The organism is Streptomyces sp. ISL-11 (assembly GCF_018614525.1).
GTDB lineage: Bacteria > Actinomycetota > Actinomycetes > Streptomycetales > Streptomycetaceae > Streptomyces.
Window position 1 is genome coordinate 32,716 of sequence record NZ_JAGGOL010000125.1, and the last position, 16,782, is coordinate 49,497.

At 67.9% G+C, this 16,782-nt stretch carries 16 protein-coding genes and 1 pseudogene; 10 read left to right on the forward strand and 7 right to left on the reverse strand.

The features are described from left to right. Positions 1-1,072 precede the first annotated feature (1,072 nt). From J7E86_RS23735 to J7E86_RS23745, 3 genes are all read right to left on the reverse strand, one after another. The gene (locus tag J7E86_RS23735) at positions 1,073-1,510 is read right to left on the reverse strand and encodes a glutaredoxin domain-containing protein (protein WP_215083990.1); all 438 of its coding nucleotides are present in this window, start codon (positions 1,508-1,510) and stop codon (positions 1,073-1,075) included. Between the two features lie 170 nt (positions 1,511-1,680). Then, positions 1,681-2,100: a VOC family protein gene (locus J7E86_RS23740; protein WP_215083992.1), complete on the reverse strand. Its 420-nt coding sequence runs from the start codon at positions 2,098-2,100 to the stop codon at positions 1,681-1,683. Positions 2,101-2,323: 223 nt separating this feature from the next. Next, positions 2,324-3,016, reverse strand: coding sequence for a GNAT family N-acetyltransferase (locus J7E86_RS23745; protein ID WP_215083994.1), 693 nt, complete (start codon positions 3,014-3,016; stop codon positions 2,324-2,326). A gap of 156 nt (positions 3,017-3,172) precedes the next feature. Between J7E86_RS23745 and J7E86_RS23750 the strand changes: the two are divergent. After that, a pseudogene (locus tag J7E86_RS23750) lies at positions 3,173-3,423 on the forward strand (transcriptional regulator); the annotation flags it as partial. A 350-nt stretch (positions 3,424-3,773) separates the two neighbouring features. Here the strand turns inward: J7E86_RS23750 and J7E86_RS23755 are convergent. Further along, complete coding sequence (locus tag J7E86_RS23755) at positions 3,774-4,445, reverse strand: TetR/AcrR family transcriptional regulator (RefSeq protein ID WP_251019571.1); 672 nt, start codon at positions 4,443-4,445, stop codon at positions 3,774-3,776. A gap of 131 nt (positions 4,446-4,576) precedes the next feature. Between J7E86_RS23755 and J7E86_RS23760 the strand changes: the two genes are divergently transcribed. The 6 genes from J7E86_RS23760 to J7E86_RS23785 all read left to right on the forward strand — a co-directional run bounded on the left by J7E86_RS23760 (position 4,577) and on the right by J7E86_RS23785 (position 7,848). Beyond that, entirely contained in the window at positions 4,577-5,137 is a 561-nt protein-coding gene (locus tag J7E86_RS23760; protein ID WP_215083996.1) for a dihydrofolate reductase family protein, read from the forward strand. 159 nt (positions 5,138-5,296) lie between these two features. Continuing rightward, positions 5,297-5,869, forward strand: coding sequence for a dihydrofolate reductase family protein (locus J7E86_RS23765; protein ID WP_215083998.1), 573 nt, complete (start codon positions 5,297-5,299; stop codon positions 5,867-5,869). Between the two features lie 52 nt (positions 5,870-5,921). Then, on the forward strand, positions 5,922-6,134 hold the full coding sequence (locus J7E86_RS23770; RefSeq protein ID WP_215084000.1) for a DUF4287 domain-containing protein: 213 nt from the start codon (positions 5,922-5,924) through the stop codon (positions 6,132-6,134). A 156-nt stretch (positions 6,135-6,290) separates the two neighbouring features. Next, positions 6,291-6,662, forward strand: coding sequence for a hypothetical protein (locus J7E86_RS23775; protein WP_215084002.1), 372 nt, complete (start codon positions 6,291-6,293; stop codon positions 6,660-6,662). Between the two features lie 73 nt (positions 6,663-6,735). Next, positions 6,736-6,936, forward strand: coding sequence for a hypothetical protein (locus J7E86_RS31325; protein WP_251019572.1), 201 nt, complete (start codon positions 6,736-6,738; stop codon positions 6,934-6,936). Between the two features lie 165 nt (positions 6,937-7,101). Beyond that, on the forward strand, positions 7,102-7,848 hold the full coding sequence (locus J7E86_RS23785) for an alpha/beta hydrolase (RefSeq protein WP_215084004.1): 747 nt from the start codon (positions 7,102-7,104) through the stop codon (positions 7,846-7,848). Between the two features lie 299 nt (positions 7,849-8,147). On the opposite strand, the gene J7E86_RS31330 is transcribed toward J7E86_RS23785, so the two are convergent. Further along, entirely contained in the window at positions 8,148-8,657 is a 510-nt protein-coding gene (locus J7E86_RS31330) for a helix-turn-helix domain-containing protein (protein ID WP_251019573.1), read from the reverse strand. Positions 8,658-9,549: 892 nt separating this feature from the next. Here J7E86_RS31330 and J7E86_RS23795 point away from each other — a divergent pair. Next, entirely contained in the window at positions 9,550-10,200 is a 651-nt protein-coding gene (locus J7E86_RS23795; protein ID WP_308312702.1) for an HAD-IA family hydrolase, read from the forward strand. A 252-nt stretch (positions 10,201-10,452) separates the two neighbouring features. On the opposite strand, the gene J7E86_RS23800 is transcribed toward J7E86_RS23795, so the two are convergent. Further along, entirely contained in the window at positions 10,453-10,956 is a 504-nt protein-coding gene (locus J7E86_RS23800; protein WP_215084008.1) for a hypothetical protein, read from the reverse strand. A gap of 316 nt (positions 10,957-11,272) precedes the next feature. On the opposite strand from J7E86_RS23800, the gene J7E86_RS23805 reads away from it, so the two are divergent. Beyond that, entirely contained in the window at positions 11,273-11,587 is a 315-nt protein-coding gene (locus tag J7E86_RS23805; RefSeq protein WP_215084009.1) for a hypothetical protein, read from the forward strand. Positions 11,588-11,880: 293 nt separating this feature from the next. Here the strand turns inward: J7E86_RS23805 and J7E86_RS23810 are convergent, their stop codons facing one another. Further along, complete coding sequence (locus tag J7E86_RS23810) at positions 11,881-14,448, reverse strand: DEAD/DEAH box helicase (protein WP_215084011.1); 2,568 nt, start codon at positions 14,446-14,448, stop codon at positions 11,881-11,883. Positions 14,449-14,893: 445 nt separating this feature from the next. Between J7E86_RS23810 and J7E86_RS23815 the strand changes: the two genes are divergently transcribed. Further along, positions 14,894-16,048, forward strand: a complete 1,155-nt coding sequence (locus J7E86_RS23815; RefSeq protein ID WP_308312703.1) for a methyltransferase domain-containing protein — start codon at positions 14,894-14,896, stop codon at positions 16,046-16,048. The last annotated feature ends 734 nt before the right edge of the window (positions 16,049-16,782 follow it).

A 16,782-nucleotide genomic window follows, 5' to 3' on the forward strand; every position in this document is an offset into this window, starting at 1 on the left:
CCCGAAGGAAGGTAGTAAGGACACCTCAGCGCAGGTGACCACGCATCGGTGCACCGTCTGCGCCGCTCCACGGCCGCCGCCCGGCGGGGTGCCTGCTGGACCAGCACGTCCTTGCACAAGAGGTTGGAGCGGCAGCCGCCCGGGTCGCCCGAGGCGAAGCCGAGGAAGAGGCGGGCGTCGCCGGCGATTTCTTCACCGACGCCTGGAACAGCACACCGCCGGCCGCCGGCCCGGTCGGCACCACCGCCGCGGCGACGTCGTGGGCGAACCCGGCCTCGGTCGACGACGGCCGGGCGGTGGGACTTCGCGAGGCGTTCGAGCGGCACCTGCCGGCAACCGCCAGTCTCAAAGCCCTGCGCCGGGCCGCCAGAACGATCCGACCTTCCCGGCCCACGTCGACAAGCGCGGCGCCGAGTTCCTCTACCGCGTCGGTGACCTCAAACGCTGGGCACGCAACCGGCTCCGCGCCGCCTTCGGCACCACCGACCTGAACTGACGGCCCCCGGGCCCTGCCGCCGAAGACCGCGAACCGGGCCCTGTCCGGTTCAGCCACCACGATGACCCCGCCCTGGAGAACGCCTCGGTTCACCAAGAACCCACCACCGGAAGGAACACCGCACCATGACGCCCACGCCCACGACGACCGAGCTCCCGGAGCTCTTAGCCTGACCGACCCCGGCATCCGCGAGCAGCTGGAGGCGCTGCCCGAATCGGCGGCGCTGATCGGCCTTGGGACGGACGGGCAGCCGGTCGCTTCGACCTGGGTGCCGCCGCGTGCAGCCTCGTCTGCACCGGGAGCGGCGGCGGCAGCACGACCATCCTGCACACCCTCACTGCCCAACTCCTGCACCACGGCGCCCACGCCCTGGTTTTCGACGCCAAGCGTTTCTCCCACTCGTGGGCGCGCGAGCTGCCGACGGTGACATGGATGAAAGTGACGTCCCGCCGCTGACAGGTCGACTGGGAACTCTGGGAAGCGTCTTAGGCGAGCGGTGGGCCGAGTTCACCTCAGGGCAGAGTCGGTGGGTGCTGCAGCTCTTGCGGACGTCTCTCCGATAAGGCACCGCTCCCATCACGCGGAGCGAGAAAGTTGTTCGCGCACCCATTCAGAATCAGGGTTGACATGCGGCTGACCCGCCACGACGACAGTCGGCACGGTCTCATTGCCATCGTTGGCTGCCCTCACCACTGCCGCTCCAGCCGGGTCACGCCAGATGTCGACCCAATGCACTTCGCGGGCGCCACGGCCCAACCGGATGCGCAGTCGGAGGCAGTACTTGCAGCCCGGCCGCCAGAAGACGACCGGCCGGCCGTCGACCGCGTTGCGGCGGTGTGCCTCCAGCGCACCGATCGACCTCGGGAAAATAAGAGGCGAGTTCACGCCTGCGAGCAGCACAAACACCAGCAGGAGTGCTGCGGCTGCGCCAGGGGTCCCGCTGAAGATCAGCCCAGTCGCAACGACTGAGCCGCAGAGCACAAACAGCATCGGCAAGATCCAAGCGCGCGTCATGAAGACGAAGGCTATCGATGAGTCGAAATACTCCTCGAACTAGGTCACTCACCTCGGGGTTCGCAGGGAAACGGCCTTCGTCGTGATCACGTGTATTCCTTGGTCGGAGCACATGATCAGACGGAGGCCGTTTCTCTGTCCGGCGACCCTGATGCAGGTGAAGGACGAGCTCAGCAGACGCAGAACTCGTGACCCTCGGGATCGGCCATGACGACATGGTGATCCTGGACTTCCCGCAGCACGGTGGCTCCGGCCGCTGCCAGCCGCCCGACTGTCCTGGTGATCACGGCCCATCGATCGCCTGCGCTGTCCTGGCCGGTAACACGGACGTCCAGGTGGAGCCGGTTCTTCGCCACCTTCGGCTCTCGCACCTGCTGAAGAAACAGCCGAGGGCCTGCACCGGCCGGGTCGCAGAGCCAGGCGCCGTCCTCCGCATCGTCCTCGGAGAGGTCGAACTGCTGAAGCCACTCCTCCCTGGTGGCGAACGGAGCCGGCGGAGGCTCGTCCACGTATCCCAGCGCCAGCTTCCAGAACTCCGCGAGCCGAGTAGGGTCCGCGCAGTCGAGCGTCAAGTCGATCCTGAATGCCACCCCGGTACCCCCTCCTCGACGGATGACACGACCGTACACAGCAGGTGTGACAACTGAGGCTCGACCGACATGTCATCCGGGGTCTGCCAGGAGCTGGAGGGGTTCCTGGCTCCCGGGTTTCTGTGGGGCTCACCCGGTCCGGTGTTTCGCCGGGGACGCAGCCTTCTTTCCTCGTCCCGCTCCGTCCGCCGCTGCGCGCGGATATCTTCTTCGCCGGGATCTTTCAGCCAGCGGAGCCGGTGGCTTCCATACCGGTGTCGGTGTCGGCGCGGTCGATGGACGCCGGGAGGGCTGCCATGGGGCCGATGGCATCGGAGGGCGCGGGCGCCGTCTTCGCCGCGGCGGGGGCGGGGTGGTCCTTGACATCGTCCATCGAGTGCAGTTGGGCGAACTCGTCAGCGAGCAGGCCCATCATGACAACATCGTGGTACTGGCCGGCGAGGAACACGTGATCGCGGAGGTGACCCTCCTCGATGAAACCGAGCCGACGTTGAAGTGCCAGCGAGGCATCGTTGTGTGCGAAGACCCGTGCTTGGCACTTGTGATAGCGCCGTTCGGCGAACATGAAGCGCAGCAGCAGCACAGCGGCCTCTGCCGCATAGCCTTCACCCCGGTGATCAGAGCCGATCGTGACGCCGTACTCGAACCAGCCCGAATGTAGCTCAGCGTGATGCGAGCCGACAGCACCGACTATCTGCCCCGTACTGACGGCTTCGATCGCCAACTGGAAGCGGTCGCCATCGAAGCCGGCAACAGCCTGCTCCTTTGCCCAGGCCCGGAACCCCTCGGCAGAACGGGGCGGGTGCAGCAGGTCTCCCAACCGCTCCTCGTCCTCGGCGAAACGCATGAATGCCGTCCAGTCGTCAGGCTCGATACCGCGCAGGCGTACCCGTTTGCCAGTCCAGAACGATGTCATCCCCTATTGGATCACGCTGCAACACACGGGGCCTGGACTTTCGCGAACCGCTGAAACAGCGTGGGGGGGGGCAGCCACGGCGCGGGATTCGTGGACGGGCCGGGTCTCATCACGGCGTGCTCGCTGACCGCTCCCCGGTTCGCCGCTTGGGGTACCCGCACAGGTCGTTGCCTGTGCGGCACCCGGGTGGAGATCCACTCCCTCAACCAGTCCGGCGCGCCGCGCCCGCTCCAGCGCGTGGTGGAGTCCGGACGATGAACGTGCGCCGCTGGGACAAGATCGTCGGCTCCTGGGCGGCCGGCGACCACCAAGGCCTCGACGACGCGTGGACCGCCGATGTCCTGCCCGACCTGGGCAGCCAGCGGGGCCAGTGCGAGTACATCACCAACATCGGCTTCGCCGCATAGCCGAGTGCGACCGGCACTCCCGGGTTGGGTGGTGTTGGCGGGGGCGGGTACCGCCGGCCGGTGGTACCCGTGGCGTTATGGGGACGATGCGGTGGCCTGACCGGGTGCCGGGCCGGAGTGCTCCGGTCTGGCCGTGGTCCCTGGGCGGGTTGTTGCGGGCCGGTTGCCGGCTCACGGTGCGGTGCCTGGCTCGCGGCAGGGAAAGTGCTCGCCTGTCGCATCTCTCTCATTCCCGGTGAGCCGGAGTGCTGTCGCGCGTCGCCGACGGTGACCGGCTCGGTGTGGCGGACCGTACTAGAGCCTGTCTGACGGGTCGAGGGTGTTGAGGGTTTCTGCCGCCCCTGGTGGTGTCAGATGCCGCGTTCGATCATGTCGATGACATGCTGGCCGGCGTCATGGGCCTGGGTGGGGTGGAGGCCGCGGAGGGGGCCGTCGATGAGGAGGACGGCGAGGCCGTGGACGGCCGACCATGCGAGGAACTCGGCTCCGGGGCGCCGGTCCTCGGCCAGGAGCCCGGTGTCCACAAGGCCGTCGAGGGCTTCTCCGAGCAGCTCGAAGGGGGTCTTGCCGGTGATGCCCGCGGCGGTGTCGGCGGCGGCGTGGGTCATGTCGCCGGGGACGTGGAAGGCGGTGCGGAACAGGCCGGGTTCCTCCTGGGCGAAGCGGAGGTACCCAGTGCCGACGGCACGGAAGCGGGCCCGGGCGGCGGCCACTGGGTCCTCGGCGGGCGGCAGGGCGGCCTGTTCGGCCTCCATGGTACGGGCGACCTGGGCCATGGCGGCCTGGGAGACGGCGTGGAGCAGGGCGTCGCGGTCGGCGAAGTGCCGGTAGGCGGCGTTGGGGACGACTCCGGCCTGCCTGGTGGCGGCGCGCAGCACGACGGCCTCCGGGCCGCCTTGGCGGGCGAGTTCGAGGGCCGCGTCGATGAGTGCGTTGCGCAGGTCGCCGTGGCGGTAGGTGTCCCGCTTGGGCTTGCCGTTCCCGGTCGCCGCCATGGCCGCCGCCTCCAATGTGGACAGCATCCACTTAAGTCGTCTAGGCTTTCGCATGATCACTCGGGGGCGAGGAGCACCGCACCCTCCGAATGTGGACATCGTACACAAGGGGCGGTCAACTGCCGTCCGGACATCTGTCGCCAGGGGACCCGATACTCATGGGCAAGATCACGCACTTCGTGCACCAGTCGCTGGACGGCTTCATCGAGGGCCCGAACGGGGAGTTCGACTGGCCCCGCATGGACGGCGAACTGTCCGCCTACTCGCAGAGCCTCACCAACAGCGCCGACATCTTCCTGTACGGCCGCGTGGTGTGGGACATGATGTCCGGCTTCTGGCCCCGCGCCGAGGAGTTCTCCTCCCACGAGCACGACCTCGCCTTCGCGCCTGTCTGGCGCAAGGCGTCCAAGGTCGTCGTCTCCTCGACGCTGACCGAGGCGGACTGGAACACCCGCGTCATCAGCACCAACGTGGTCGAGGAGCTGACCGCCCTCAAGGACAGCGGCGCGCACCTGCTGCTGTTCGGCGGCTCCACGCTGGCCGGCTACCTCACCGAGCACCAGCTGATCGACGAGTACCAGATCTTCGTCCACCCCGTCGTACTCGGCGGCGGCAAGCCCGTCTTCGCCACCCCGCACCAGCGGTTCGACCTGATGCTCACCGAGGCCAGGACCTTCGACTCCCAGGTGGTCCTCCTCCGTCACGAACGGGCCAACTAGCCGTTTCACCCCGGCCCCCCGACGGGCGGTCGACGACCCATGAGTTTCTCCGCGGCCGGCAGTCAAAGACCACGGCTGGAGCGCGGCAACGAGTACGACCGAAGCACGCACCCGCTGAACCTTCTTGCACCCAGACACGAGACACCGAGGAACCCGAAAATGCGTACCCTGATCAGCACCGCGTTCATCTCGCTCGACGGTGTCGTGGAGGCCCCTGGCGGCGAGCCCGGGTACCGGAACTCCGGGTGGACCTTCAAGCACACGGAGTTCCTGCCCGAGGCGTTCGAGATCAAGGGCCGGGAGCAGAAGGAAGCCACCGCCATGCTGCTGGGCCGCACCAGCTACGAGGCGTTCAGCCCGGTGTGGCCCGACATGGCGGACTTCGCCGACTACAAGGTGATGCCGAAGTACGTCGTCTCCACCACCCTCACCGAGGACGACCTCGTGTCGAACTGGGGCGAGACCACGATCCTGCGCTCGCTCGACGACGTCGCCGCGCTGAAGGAGACCGAGGGCGGCCCGATCATCGTCCACGGCAGCGCCTCGCTGAACCGGGCCCTCTCGGACGCCGGTCTGATCGACCGCTACCACCTGCTGGTCTTCCCGCTCCTGCTCGGCGCGGGCAAGCGCCTGTTCAGCGCCACGGACAAGGACACCCAGAAGCTGAAGCTCGTCGAGCACGAGGCCTACGCCAACGGCCTGCAGAAGAACGTCTTCGACGTCGTCCGCTGACGAAGTTCCCCAGCCGCGGTACACACACGGACAGAAGGACAGAACCTCCGACATGACTGCCGCAGTCAAAGGCCCTGCCAGCTACTTCCCCTCCATCGAGAAGAAGTACGGCCGCCCGGTCGCGGAGTGGAAAGACCTCATCCGCTCCTCCCCGCTGACCAAGCACATGGAGCTCGTCACCTGGCTCAAGACCGCACACGGCCTGGGGCACGGCCACGCCAACGCCCTTGTCGCCCACACCCTCGCCGAAGATACCGGCAACTGAATCTCCTCTACGGTCCAGGCCCGTTACCGACCCGTCAGACACGCCCCAGATGCCTTGGCGGCAGGCCCTCATCCGTTGACCACTTCCCGGCCGGGACAGCGCGCGGGCGCCCCGGATCCTGTCCGTTCCGTCGGTCGTCCGGTGGAGCAGAACGTCGTGGGGATCCGTGTCGTTGTTCTGGTCGTGAGCGGTGACACCGGTCCGGCGGGGCGCGAGCTCGTGGCAGATCTCGCACGGGGATACAACGCCGGTGATCTGCACCGTGCCCAGGCGTTCCAGCGTCTGGTCGGGCGGGCCGCGGAGGCATACGGAATCGCCCTGCATGACGCGGATGATGGCGATCTGGATACGGCCAACGAGGCGATGAGTCGCGCGCTGGAGGCGGTCGCGCAGGGGTTCGCTGCCTCGGCGCTGGAGGGCGTCGCCCAGGACGAGGTGCTGGGGCTGAGCGCGGAGCAGAAGCTGCGGATGGGCGAGCTGGCCGCCGGGCTGGACCTGGAGACGGCGGAGTTCCTCCGAGGCACGTGACCAGCGACGCCGGTCAGCAACGATGCGTCCGGTGATGGCACCACCGAGCCGGGCGAGCGATGGCGCCGATGGCGTGGCGTCTGTCCACAGCTGCCGGCGCCAGGTGGCCGAGTCGGCGGCGCAGTCGCCCGCAGCCGGCGTCCAGGGCATCAGGGGCAGCGACGCCGTCGCCCGCAAGCTCGACGAACTCGCCGGCGGCATCGCCACCCCGGCGACCGCCAAGCGCAGAGTCTCCGTGACATCCGGCCACGGAGACTCCGCAAAAACCCGCTAGGCGGACGAGGGCACCACTGCTACATTTTCGGAGGCCGTGCGAGAGAACGAGGAGGTGGTACCCGTGAACGCAGTATCGACATGGGTGCTCCCCTCCGGGGTCACGGTCGGACGATAGATAGGTCGTCCGGGAGCGCCGCTCTGAGCACTCCCGAAAGGCACGACCATGCAATTCACTTCCGAGCAGCGCCTCGACGACGGCGTCCTCGAACGCGAATTCACCCTCGGTGACATCCCCGGCATCCTGTGGATGCCCCCATCCGCATCCGCATCCGCATCCGCACCGGTGCCGCTGATCCTGCTCGGCCACCCTCCCCTCGGGCTGCGCAAGATGTACCCCCGGCTGGTGGCTCGGGCCCGGCACTCCGCGGCGGATGGCTTCGCCACGGCCACCATCGAGCTCCCCGGAAGCGGTGAACGCCCCCGATGGGCCGCCGCCGAGCAGGCCCGCGCCGACCTGCGCCGGGCGATGGAGGCCGGCGAGCCGGTCAGCGACGAGATCGTCGACGCCCTCATCCTCCCGCTAGTCGAGAAGGCGGTCCCGGAATGGCAGGCCGCCCTGGACGCCCTCCTTTCGCTGCCCGAGATCGGCGGACCGGTCGGTTACTCAGGGGGAGTGATCTCCATCGGCATCCGCCTGGCGGTGGTCGAGCCGCGCATCTCGGCCGCCGTTCTGTTCGCCGGGAGCTTCGTGCCTCGCGCCATGTTCGAGGAGGCCCGCCAGGTCACCATTCCGCTGCACGTCCTGCTGCAGTGGGACGACGAAGGGAACGACCGGCAGACGGCCCTGGACCTGTTCGACGCCTTCGGCTCCAAGGAGAAGTCCCTGCACGCCAACATGGGCGGCCACACCGGCGTCCCGCAGTTCGCGGGGGACGCCGCGGCCCAGTTCTTCACCCGGCATCTGAAGTGAGGCCGGGCCGTCAGACCGGCAGCAGACGGTAGCTGATGTCGGCCGGCATGCCGCTCATCGAGGACAGGTCCCGGCCCTCCGCAGCTTTCTGCACCGTGGGCCCCTGCTGAACTCTCGGCAGGGGCCCGTGCTGCCTGAAGTCATGAACTGTTCGATTTCTGCAGAGCTTCGAGTGCTGCCCAAACTCGTGTACAGGTGCTGTCGGTTCTCGTGAACAAAGCCACACACCGCCGCCACGCAGAGCACGGTGGAGAAGTTCGAGTGTGTGCGTGGGTCGCACCAGCGCGGGCGCGCGGTCGTCATCGTCGACGACGAAGCACCCGTGCGTGCGGACGGCCGTGCGGTGGCCTTGCACTTGAACCGGGGGTAGCCGACCTTGCGGCCGGCCCGCCGCCCGGTGAGGGAGTCCAGCCAGTTCTTGAACGCCGCGTCAGCGTCCTGGAACGCGCTCTGGAAGGCGTAGGTGCCCACCTCGTGCCACCACGGGCACGGCCGGTGCGGACCGAGGGACCCCTCAGGTACCTGGAGCCGTCGGTTGTCACCTTGATCGCGTTCAGGTGCTTTTGAATCTGCAGCTTCTTCGGAAGCTCCAGCCGGGCGGTCTTGCGGGCGTCCTTCTCCGTTATCCCGCCCGCCACCAGGGCGTCGACGTCACCGCGCCATTGCCGGTGAGCGCCGATCTTGACGCCCAGCGCGTGGTTGAACGCCCACCGGGCGGCCCCGGCGTGGCGCTTGAACGCGGCGACCTGGGCGGCGGTCGGGTCGAGAGCGAAACGGAAAGCGCGCACGACCTCGGTGGTCTGGGTCATGCAACACCTCCTCATATCGGTCTGGTGTTCCACCTACGAACAGGCGACCACATCGCAGGGGCCGCTACGGGCGGCCGCTGGGCGTGTCGCCGCCAGATCACCCTGGTTGCCCACCGGCTGAGGCCGTACAGAGCGTCACTGCCACTCCAGGCGGATCACGCCGTCCGGCAGCCAACCCTCGACGCACCCCTCGGCAAGTCGCCCCACCTCGCCCCAGAACCCGCAGTCCCACCGCAGGTCCCGCAGCGGAAACCAGGCCGTGAAAGGGCCCGCACAGCCAACCGGGCCCGCGGCAGCACCCGGCTGCGCGCGCAGGACGTAGATGCGGTGCTGCTCGCGCCGTCCGGCGCCCACCGGTGCCCGATGAGGGCCCCGTAGCCGCACGGCGCCGTACAGGGCAGACAGCCGAGCAGCTGCCGGAGCTGCTCCTCGGGCAGAGCCCCGGCGGACAGCACGAGATGCGGCAGGCACCAAGCGCCAGGCGCCGCTACCTCGCCGGTGCGGCACAGCAGTATCCGCCGGTCATCGCTGATCACCAGCAGGTGCGCGATACGGGACAGCCGCGGCGCCGGCACGGTCGAAGGGGCCATGAACGGATGAGAGCAGAGGGCACTGACAATCGACCCGCGTGTAGCTCCCGGTCAGAAGCCGTGCCATATCTCTCGACCAGTAACGCTGCGTTGCGGCGTGGAAAGTCCGCTGGTTGGTGCCCCACGAGAGGCCGACACGGTGGGGTGGACCGAGATTCTCGTGGCGTTCAACCTGCAGAAGCGGCATCTACCCCTCCTCCCGAGGGGTGAGGTAGGAAGATCGGATGATTCCTGTCTGCGGCCCTGAAGGCCCCATCCGCGTCACCACCGACTCGCGAGAAGCACCGCCTGCTGTGCGCGCTGTGCTGTTCGACTTCTCCGGCACGCTGTTCCAGATCGGAACGTATGCAGACAGAATCCGAGCGGCGTTAGCGCGGCCGGTAGACGACGCAGCGATGGACGTGCTGCTGAGCGGGCTCGAAGCCGGCCTGTCGGACCCCGAAGTCGTGGTGGCTCAGCGAGCGCGGGACGTTTCGGCCAAAGCCCATCGGCACGCTTTTACCACCTGGTATGCCTCAGTCCCGGAGCTGGCACCGGTGGCAGAGCTGCTCTATGAGCAGCTCAAAGCTCCCGAACACTGGGTGCCGTATACAGACAGCGAGTCCACGCTGATCCAGCTGAGGCGCGACGGCGTGGCCATGGGAGTGGTCAGCGATGTGGGCTGGGACCTGCGGGCCACCTTCGCTCATCGCGGCCTGGACCGCTACTTCTCCTCCTGGACCCACTCCTTCGAGTTCGAAACGGAGAAGCCCGACCCGCTGCTGTTCCAGCATGCGTGCGGCGAGCTGGGCGTCGATCCGGCCGAAACCCTGATGGTGGGAGATCACCCCGCCAAAGACGGCGGAGCCGTCAGCGCGGGACTGCGCGCCTATGTGCTCCCTGCCGGAGCCGCTCCCGGCGAGGTTCGGGGCCTTGACGCTGTCCTTCGGCTGGTCGGGGACGACTCATCCTGAGCTGCGCTGCCCTGGGCGCCCTCGCCTGACCCGACCCGACCCGAAAACCATGCTGCCCGCCGTGACGTGATCCAGCGCGCTCCAACGAACACCTCAGCACCCGCCGGCAAACAGCATCCCCGCCGGGCAGCATCGCGTCTGCCGATGCGGCTTGCAGTTGGTTCACCCAATCTCTCTGTGGACGATCACGTAATTCGGCTCTGTCGCTGATCTTGTGAGGTCTGAGTGTTGGCGTCCTCCCCCGTTGCCGGGTCAGGGTCTGCCCTGCCCCGTGATGCGCAGTGCGACCGCGATGTGGCTGTAGCCAGGGATAGGCAACCCGACGGCCTTCTCGTAGCGCACAGCGTCAGCGATCCCGAGTTTCTCGCCCGTGGAGAGTGTTCTGCTCGCCGTCCACAGCAGCATTCGCAGGGGTTCGTTCTGGACATCAAGGAGGGGGGCGGCAGACTCCAGCGGCACGCCGGTGCGAATGCGCCAGTCAGCTACCGCAGCCCAGAAATCGCTCACGGTGTCCCAGCAGATCGCGCTTCGGGGTCCGAGCAGCAGACGTATCTCGTCAGGAGACCGAAGCGTGTCGAGGCCGTGGGACACGAGGTTCTGGAGGTTCTCCAGGAACGCGACGACGAACTCGTACTCGGCATCATCTTTCAGCAGTTCCTCGACGACCGCCAGAACCTCAGCGGTCGCGCCGTGGTCCCGCTGGGCTGCCCGAAAGGCGACCTGTCGGCAGACGTCCAAGTCGTCGGTGTTGTCCACCGGCCCTGGCTTAACACCCGCGATGTCGAGGAGCCGCCGTGACCGCCCGGCCGACCGTCGGCGCCATGGGATTCGCATCGTGTCCCTTTCTGCTTGCAGCGATGGCGATCACGATCGCCCGTGGTCGGCCAGCATGACACGGCATTCCGAGCAGGCCGTTTAAGGGGGATCGACGTCAGGGCGAGCTTCGGTCTACCCAGCATCACAAGATCGAGACTGTTGGTGATCTTGTGATGGACGGCCATCCACAGCTGGCCGGGGCGGGATCGTGGAGCAGTCGGGGAAGGTTCGGGTTCACTCGCCCGTCGGAACCGCCGTGGTGCTCTGGCGCGATGGTCCGGAGTCGGCGGACCACCGGCACCACGTCGAGTGGACCGTGGACGAGGACATTCTCTGGGGGCGCAACACGCAGGCTGCCGCTCTTGCCGAACCGGGTCTCTGGCAGGAACGCGATCACGTGGTCCTGCGTGGCAGGCTTGCCCTGCACGACGACGACGTGGCGACCCTGGAGGTATGTGGCGCGCACGTCATGTTCGACGTCGCCGCGCCGCTCCCTGAAGGCAGCGACGGCGCCTGGGTGGAGATCCGCGTCGAAACGGACAGTGTCGCCCTCTGTTCCTTTGAGATCTGACATCACAAGACACCAACAGCATCCAAGATCTGCGACAGAGCCGAAAGCTGGGGAAATGCGTGACCGGCGACACTTCCCCAGCCTCCGCTCACCGAGCGTCATTGATCAGGGGATTAAGCACAGCTAGTCAGGCTCGGCGTGCAGGCCCGGACGGCTGCAACATGGCGCGCCAGGTGCTGCTTGAGGAGGTCGGCCGTGGAGGCGCCCACGGTGACGGGTCGCCCCAACACCGCCGTTCCGGCCTGACCGGTCTCTCCGCATAGCCGCAGGCTGGCTATGTCCCTGGAAGATCACTACTTCCGCCTGCCCGCCGTGGTGGTGGTCCAGCGCATGCCGAGGGTGTCGAGGTCGGCCCGGCGTTGTTCGGTGAGTTTGTCGGCTCGTTTCCTAATGTTGTCGAGCACCATGCCGAGCTTTACCGCCTCGGACCTCTCAGCGCCGTCCTGACGGCTAGGCAGGCCGTCCTCCGGCGCCAGACGCTCGACGTGCTTTCGGGAGACGTTCAAATGACCCTCACGGGCGTGGAACTGGCGTGCTGCGCAGAGGTTGAGCGCCCACTTGTCCTCCTGGGTCCGCTTCACGGGCCGTTCTTCCTCCATGGCCTCGGTGATGCCGAGGACGTTCTCGCACAGCCACTGCTGAGCGGGTTGGAGAGCGTCCCACCCGAGCTGGCAGGACATCACCCAGCGGCCGAGGTCTTCTCCCTGGACCAGGAGTTCGCCGGGCACGGCCGGTGCTGTCCCGCCTGCCTGGAGGTGGGCTTGGGTGAGGCGGAAGCAGCGCTGCCACCCAGTGTCCCAGGCAGGGCACCATCCGGGGTCGATGTCCTCCAGGGCCTCGCGCCGCGCCTCGGTCAGAACTTTGGTGGTGGACTCGACAAGGAGGCCGGCCTCCCGGCGCTCACGGATTCGGTCCGCCAGCCTGCCGGCCGTTCGCATGTTCTTCGCCCAGGTCCCGACCGGGTAGCCGTCCCAGACGGCGGTGGCCGGCGGGAGGAAGTGCCCGTGCACCGCTGCCCAGGCGCGGGCGGCGGCGAGCCCTTCGTCGAAGGCGACTTCCTGGTGCGACCACACCATCCCGAGCTGGTCCAGCTCGGCGACACGGGGCTGGGCGAGGTGTCCGGCCTTGTTGAACCTGCGCTGGTCCGCCAGCCATGTCCCCAGCGGGAATCCGCCCGGCGACCAGTCGTCGGGGGTGACGAAGTCGTAGGACACCCGCAGTTCCTCGGTCCCGGTCTCCTTCACGTACCGCACGCACGCCTCGATCCCGCGCCGCCAGAACGCGTTCTCCGGCTCGATCACCCGCAGCTTCACGAACCGCGCCAGCATCGCCGGATCCCGCGGCGTGGAGAACTTCAGCAGCTCCCGCGCGGGCCCACTCGGGAGCTGCTCACCCTCCACCTGCTCTTGGCCGCCATCGCCGGCGCCTGGCTCACCCGCCCAGGCTTCCTCCTGCGGCCCGTAACTCCCGCTGCGCACACGCGGGTCGGCGAGCGCTTCGATGGTGTCGATGTCGTGCGCGCGGAGCGCTTCAAGGATCTTTGCCAGGGCCCCGTACGCCTCCGAGGTCAGCATTTCGTCCGGACTTTCACCCGGCGCGAGAAATACTGGAACGATCAGCGAGGCAATTTTCCCCTCGCCGGGCTTCATGCGAAGGGCGCGGCCGACCATTTGCACGATGTCGACCATCGACCCTCGCGCATCACAAAAGGCGACCGCATCACAATTAGCTGTATCGACGCCTTCACCCAGCACCTTCACCGAGCTGAGCACACGCAGCGCGGCCGGCCGGAGCCCCTGCCCGTCGTCGATGACGTCCGAGGCGAACTCGGTGAGCACGGCCCGCCGGTGGCCGGGGGAGTGCTCGCCGTACAGCCAGTCGGCCCACACCCGTTCCGGCTGGGGGAACCGCCGCGGATCCTCCTCCCGCAGCCGCGTCGCGACGTCGACGACCCCGGCGGCCATGGCCTCGGCCTCGCTGACCTTGCTGTGGAACGCCAGGACCTTCCGCAGGTTCTCCTGCGTGGCCGCCGTCAGCACGCCGGTCTGGAGCGCTGCCAGCCGCGCTCCGCGTGCCACGTCGGAGCCGGGGCCGGCCGCCTGACGAGCCTCGTGGAGCTCGGGATCGGCGATATCCACGCACACCACCTGGTACGGCGCGACCAGGCCGCGGCTGATGGCCTCGGACAGGGTCAACTTGAACGCCACCGGCCCGAACACCGGCGAGTCCGGGTCCATGCTCGCGATCAGCCGCGGCTGCCCGTACCCGTCCCCGCGCGCGTCCTCGGGCGCTTCCCAGATCCTGCGCGTGGCCGTCATGTACAGCCGGCGCACCGCCGGGATCTTCTCCTGGTCGTGTACGGCCGCCCATGGCTTGCCCGCGTCCCCGCTGGTGCGGTGCGCCTCGTCCACGACCATCAGGTCCCACACCCCCAGCCCTGCCGCATGCGCGCGCTGGAGGATGCCGAGGCCGACAGCGGCATACGTGGCAAACACCACCAACCGCTCCGACCCCTGTACCCAGGCGACCAGTTCCCGCGGATCCGTTGTACACGGCACGCCGTCGGAATCCTCGGCCCGGAGCGAGCAGACCCCCACCATCGCCCCCGTACGGCCTCCCTCGCGCCACGCGGCCGCCGTCTGGACCAACAGATCGAGCGTCGGCACCAGGACCAGCACCCGCCGCGCACTCAGTTTCTGAGCTGTTTCAGCGGCGATGAGGGTCTTGCCTGAGCCTGTGGCGGCGATGACCTGTGTCCGCAGTCCCTGCGGTGGCATGAGCCCGCTGGCGGGCGTCTGTAGGACGCGGAGAACGGCATCGACCGCCTCCACCTGATGTGGGAACAGCTCTTTCCCCCGCATATGTTTCCCCTTCTGGCCCGTGTTTTCTGGGCTGGTGGTCGTTTCCCTTGAAGGGGAACGGGTCGTCCGGTTGTGAGACGTACGAGTGGCGCTCAGCGATACATGGCATGGCCTGTGAACAGGGACGATGCGTGTTGTCTCCTACTGCATGTCCCGTACCGTCCTCGCGGCCCGGTGCGCGAGAGGCGGCTGCGGACCCTCTGGCATCAGCTGGAGGAAGGCGACTCTGTGCCGCTCGTACGCACCGTGCCGTCCCGCCTTCTATCAAGCAGCCCGATCGTGCGTCACGATGGACGTGCTGTTCCGATGCCGAAGGGGGAACTGCTGTGGCCAAGCATGAGAAGCCGCCGCCGGATCCGTCGCAGGGCAAGCCGCCCCCCGGGAACACGGACGGACAAGTACCGCCCCCGCCTCCTTCCGATGGCAAGCACAAGAAGTAGGAGCTGTGGCCCAGTTCGATAAGGAGCGCCGGCGCCTGGCAGCCGACATGACCCGGCGTGGCACCTGGCCCGCCCGGTCCCCGTGGATCCGCGCGGCCATCGACGCCCTGCCCCGCCATCAGTTCGCCCCGGACCGCCTCTGGCACTGGGACGGCCACGCCTACGTACCCGTGGACAGAAGTGACGATGCCGCACGCTGGGCGGCCGAGGTATACGCCAGCCCGGATGCCGCGGCGGTCACCCAGGTCACCGCCGGGCTGGCGACCTCGAGCCTGTCCTGCCAGGCGGTCGTGGTCGACATGCTCGACTCCCTCCTACTCGAACCCGGGCAGCGGGTTCTGGAACTGGGCACCGGCACAGGCTGGAACGCCGCCCTGCTCGCGTGGCGGACGGGCCCGGGCCAGGTGATCAGTGTCGAAGTAGACCCGGACCTCGCGACGCCGGCCCGCACGCGCCTGGATGCGCTACATCCCGGAGTCATGGTGAAGGTTGGGGACGGTGCTGCGGGCTGGCCCCTGGGGGCGCCGTACGAACGCGTCATCTCGACGTACGCTGTGGAGTACCTCCCGTGGGCGTGGGTGGAACAGACCCGACCCGGGGGCAGGATCGTCACCCCCTGGGGGCAGCTGGGACACGTGGCGCTCACCGTCGCCGACGACGGCCAGTCGGCCAGCGGCTGGGTCCAGGGCCTCGCCCAGTTCATGCCGGCCCGCAGCACCACCACCCACCGCGCCCACGGCTTCGGCCAGGTACGCGGCACCCAGGCAGCCGACGACAAACGGCCCTTCGTGCGCGACCTTCAACCCCTCCAACAGGACTGGCACCTGCGCTTCGCCGTGCGCGTCGCACTGCCGGACGTCCAGATCACCATGGCCGAGGACGGTGACGGGCTCAACGCCTGGATCCACGACGGCATCGCTTCCTGGGCGGTGCTCTCCGCCCTCGGGGACGGCACAACCGTCGTCGACCAGGGCGGGCCACGCCGCCTGGCCGACGAGCTCGAGGAAGCCTGGGACCGCTGGATCACGGCGGGCAGTCCCGAGCTGTACGACTTCGGCATGACGATCAAAGCGGACGGCACGCAGTACATGTGGGCCAACGATGCAGCCACGGGACCTCGATGGCCGATCCACCGCACGGATCATCCCGCCATCGCCTGACGCAGAATCATGAAACAGGCCGGAGGAATACGCCGGTTCATCTCCCAATGAGACCTGTGTCCGTAGTCCCTGGGGCGGCATGGGTCCACCGGCGGGTGCCTGTAGGTCCCTCAGCACGACGTCTACTGCTTCCACTTGATGCGGGAACAGCTTCCCCGGCATTCGCTCCTCTTTCCAATTGCTGCTCTGACATTTTCGACACGCGCTTTAACGGTCACTGGAACCCGGTTTTTCAATCGAATTACCGGAAACCGGAAAGACTTGCACGAGCCAGTTTGTGGCCGTTTATTAAGTTGCCCGCCATCCTCAGCGGAGCTCGTCCAACCCCCGTGTCGGGGGTGGCCTGATCCCCCATAAGGTAGCGGCTCACTCAAGATGACGCACACGGGTCGTGGGAACTGTTCAGAAATGACCAGTCCTGCTACCGTGGGCTCCAAGGCAGTTCTGGCTCCCTCCTGTTCTCGGGCAGGCCGTTTCCAGACGTGCGGCACACCGTCAGGACCCACTCCACCTGAAACCGTCAACCGACACTGCGCCAACTCCCGCCCCCAGTCAGCCTGTAGGACCGCGCGGAGCGCGGTCCGTTGCCCGGATCGCGGAGCGATCCGGGCCCGAGTCCAACGGAGTTGGACTCGGGGGTCACGGAGTGACCCAGATTCCCGGGACGGAGTCCCGGTTCCGCACGGAGTGCGGTGCGTCTTTCCGTCGCGTAGCGACGGAAAGACGCACCGCAC

Excerpts from the sequence above, each read along its gene's own strand:
- J7E86_RS23735 (WP_215083990.1), bottom strand. The coding sequence starts at position 1,510 with ATGACGCGCGCTTGGATCTTGCCGATGCTGTTTGTGCTCTGCGGCTCA.
- J7E86_RS23745 (WP_215083994.1), bottom strand. The coding sequence starts at position 3,016 with ATGACATCGTTCTGGACTGGCAAACGGGTACGCCTGCGCGGTATCGAG.
- J7E86_RS23755 (WP_251019571.1), bottom strand. The coding sequence starts at position 4,445 with ATGCTGTCCACATTGGAGGCGGCGGCCATGGCGGCGACCGGGAACGGC.
- J7E86_RS23760 (WP_215083996.1), top strand. The coding sequence starts at position 4,577 with ATGGGCAAGATCACGCACTTCGTGCACCAGTCGCTGGACGGCTTCATC.
- J7E86_RS23765 (WP_215083998.1), top strand. The coding sequence starts at position 5,297 with ATGCGTACCCTGATCAGCACCGCGTTCATCTCGCTCGACGGTGTCGTG.
- J7E86_RS23770 (WP_215084000.1), top strand. The coding sequence starts at position 5,922 with ATGACTGCCGCAGTCAAAGGCCCTGCCAGCTACTTCCCCTCCATCGAG.
- J7E86_RS23785 (WP_215084004.1), top strand. The coding sequence starts at position 7,102 with ATGCAATTCACTTCCGAGCAGCGCCTCGACGACGGCGTCCTCGAACGC.
- J7E86_RS31330 (WP_251019573.1), bottom strand. The coding sequence starts at position 8,657 with ATGACCCAGACCACCGAGGTCGTGCGCGCTTTCCGTTTCGCTCTCGAC.
- J7E86_RS23810 (WP_215084011.1), bottom strand. The coding sequence starts at position 14,448 with ATGCGGGGGAAAGAGCTGTTCCCACATCAGGTGGAGGCGGTCGATGCC.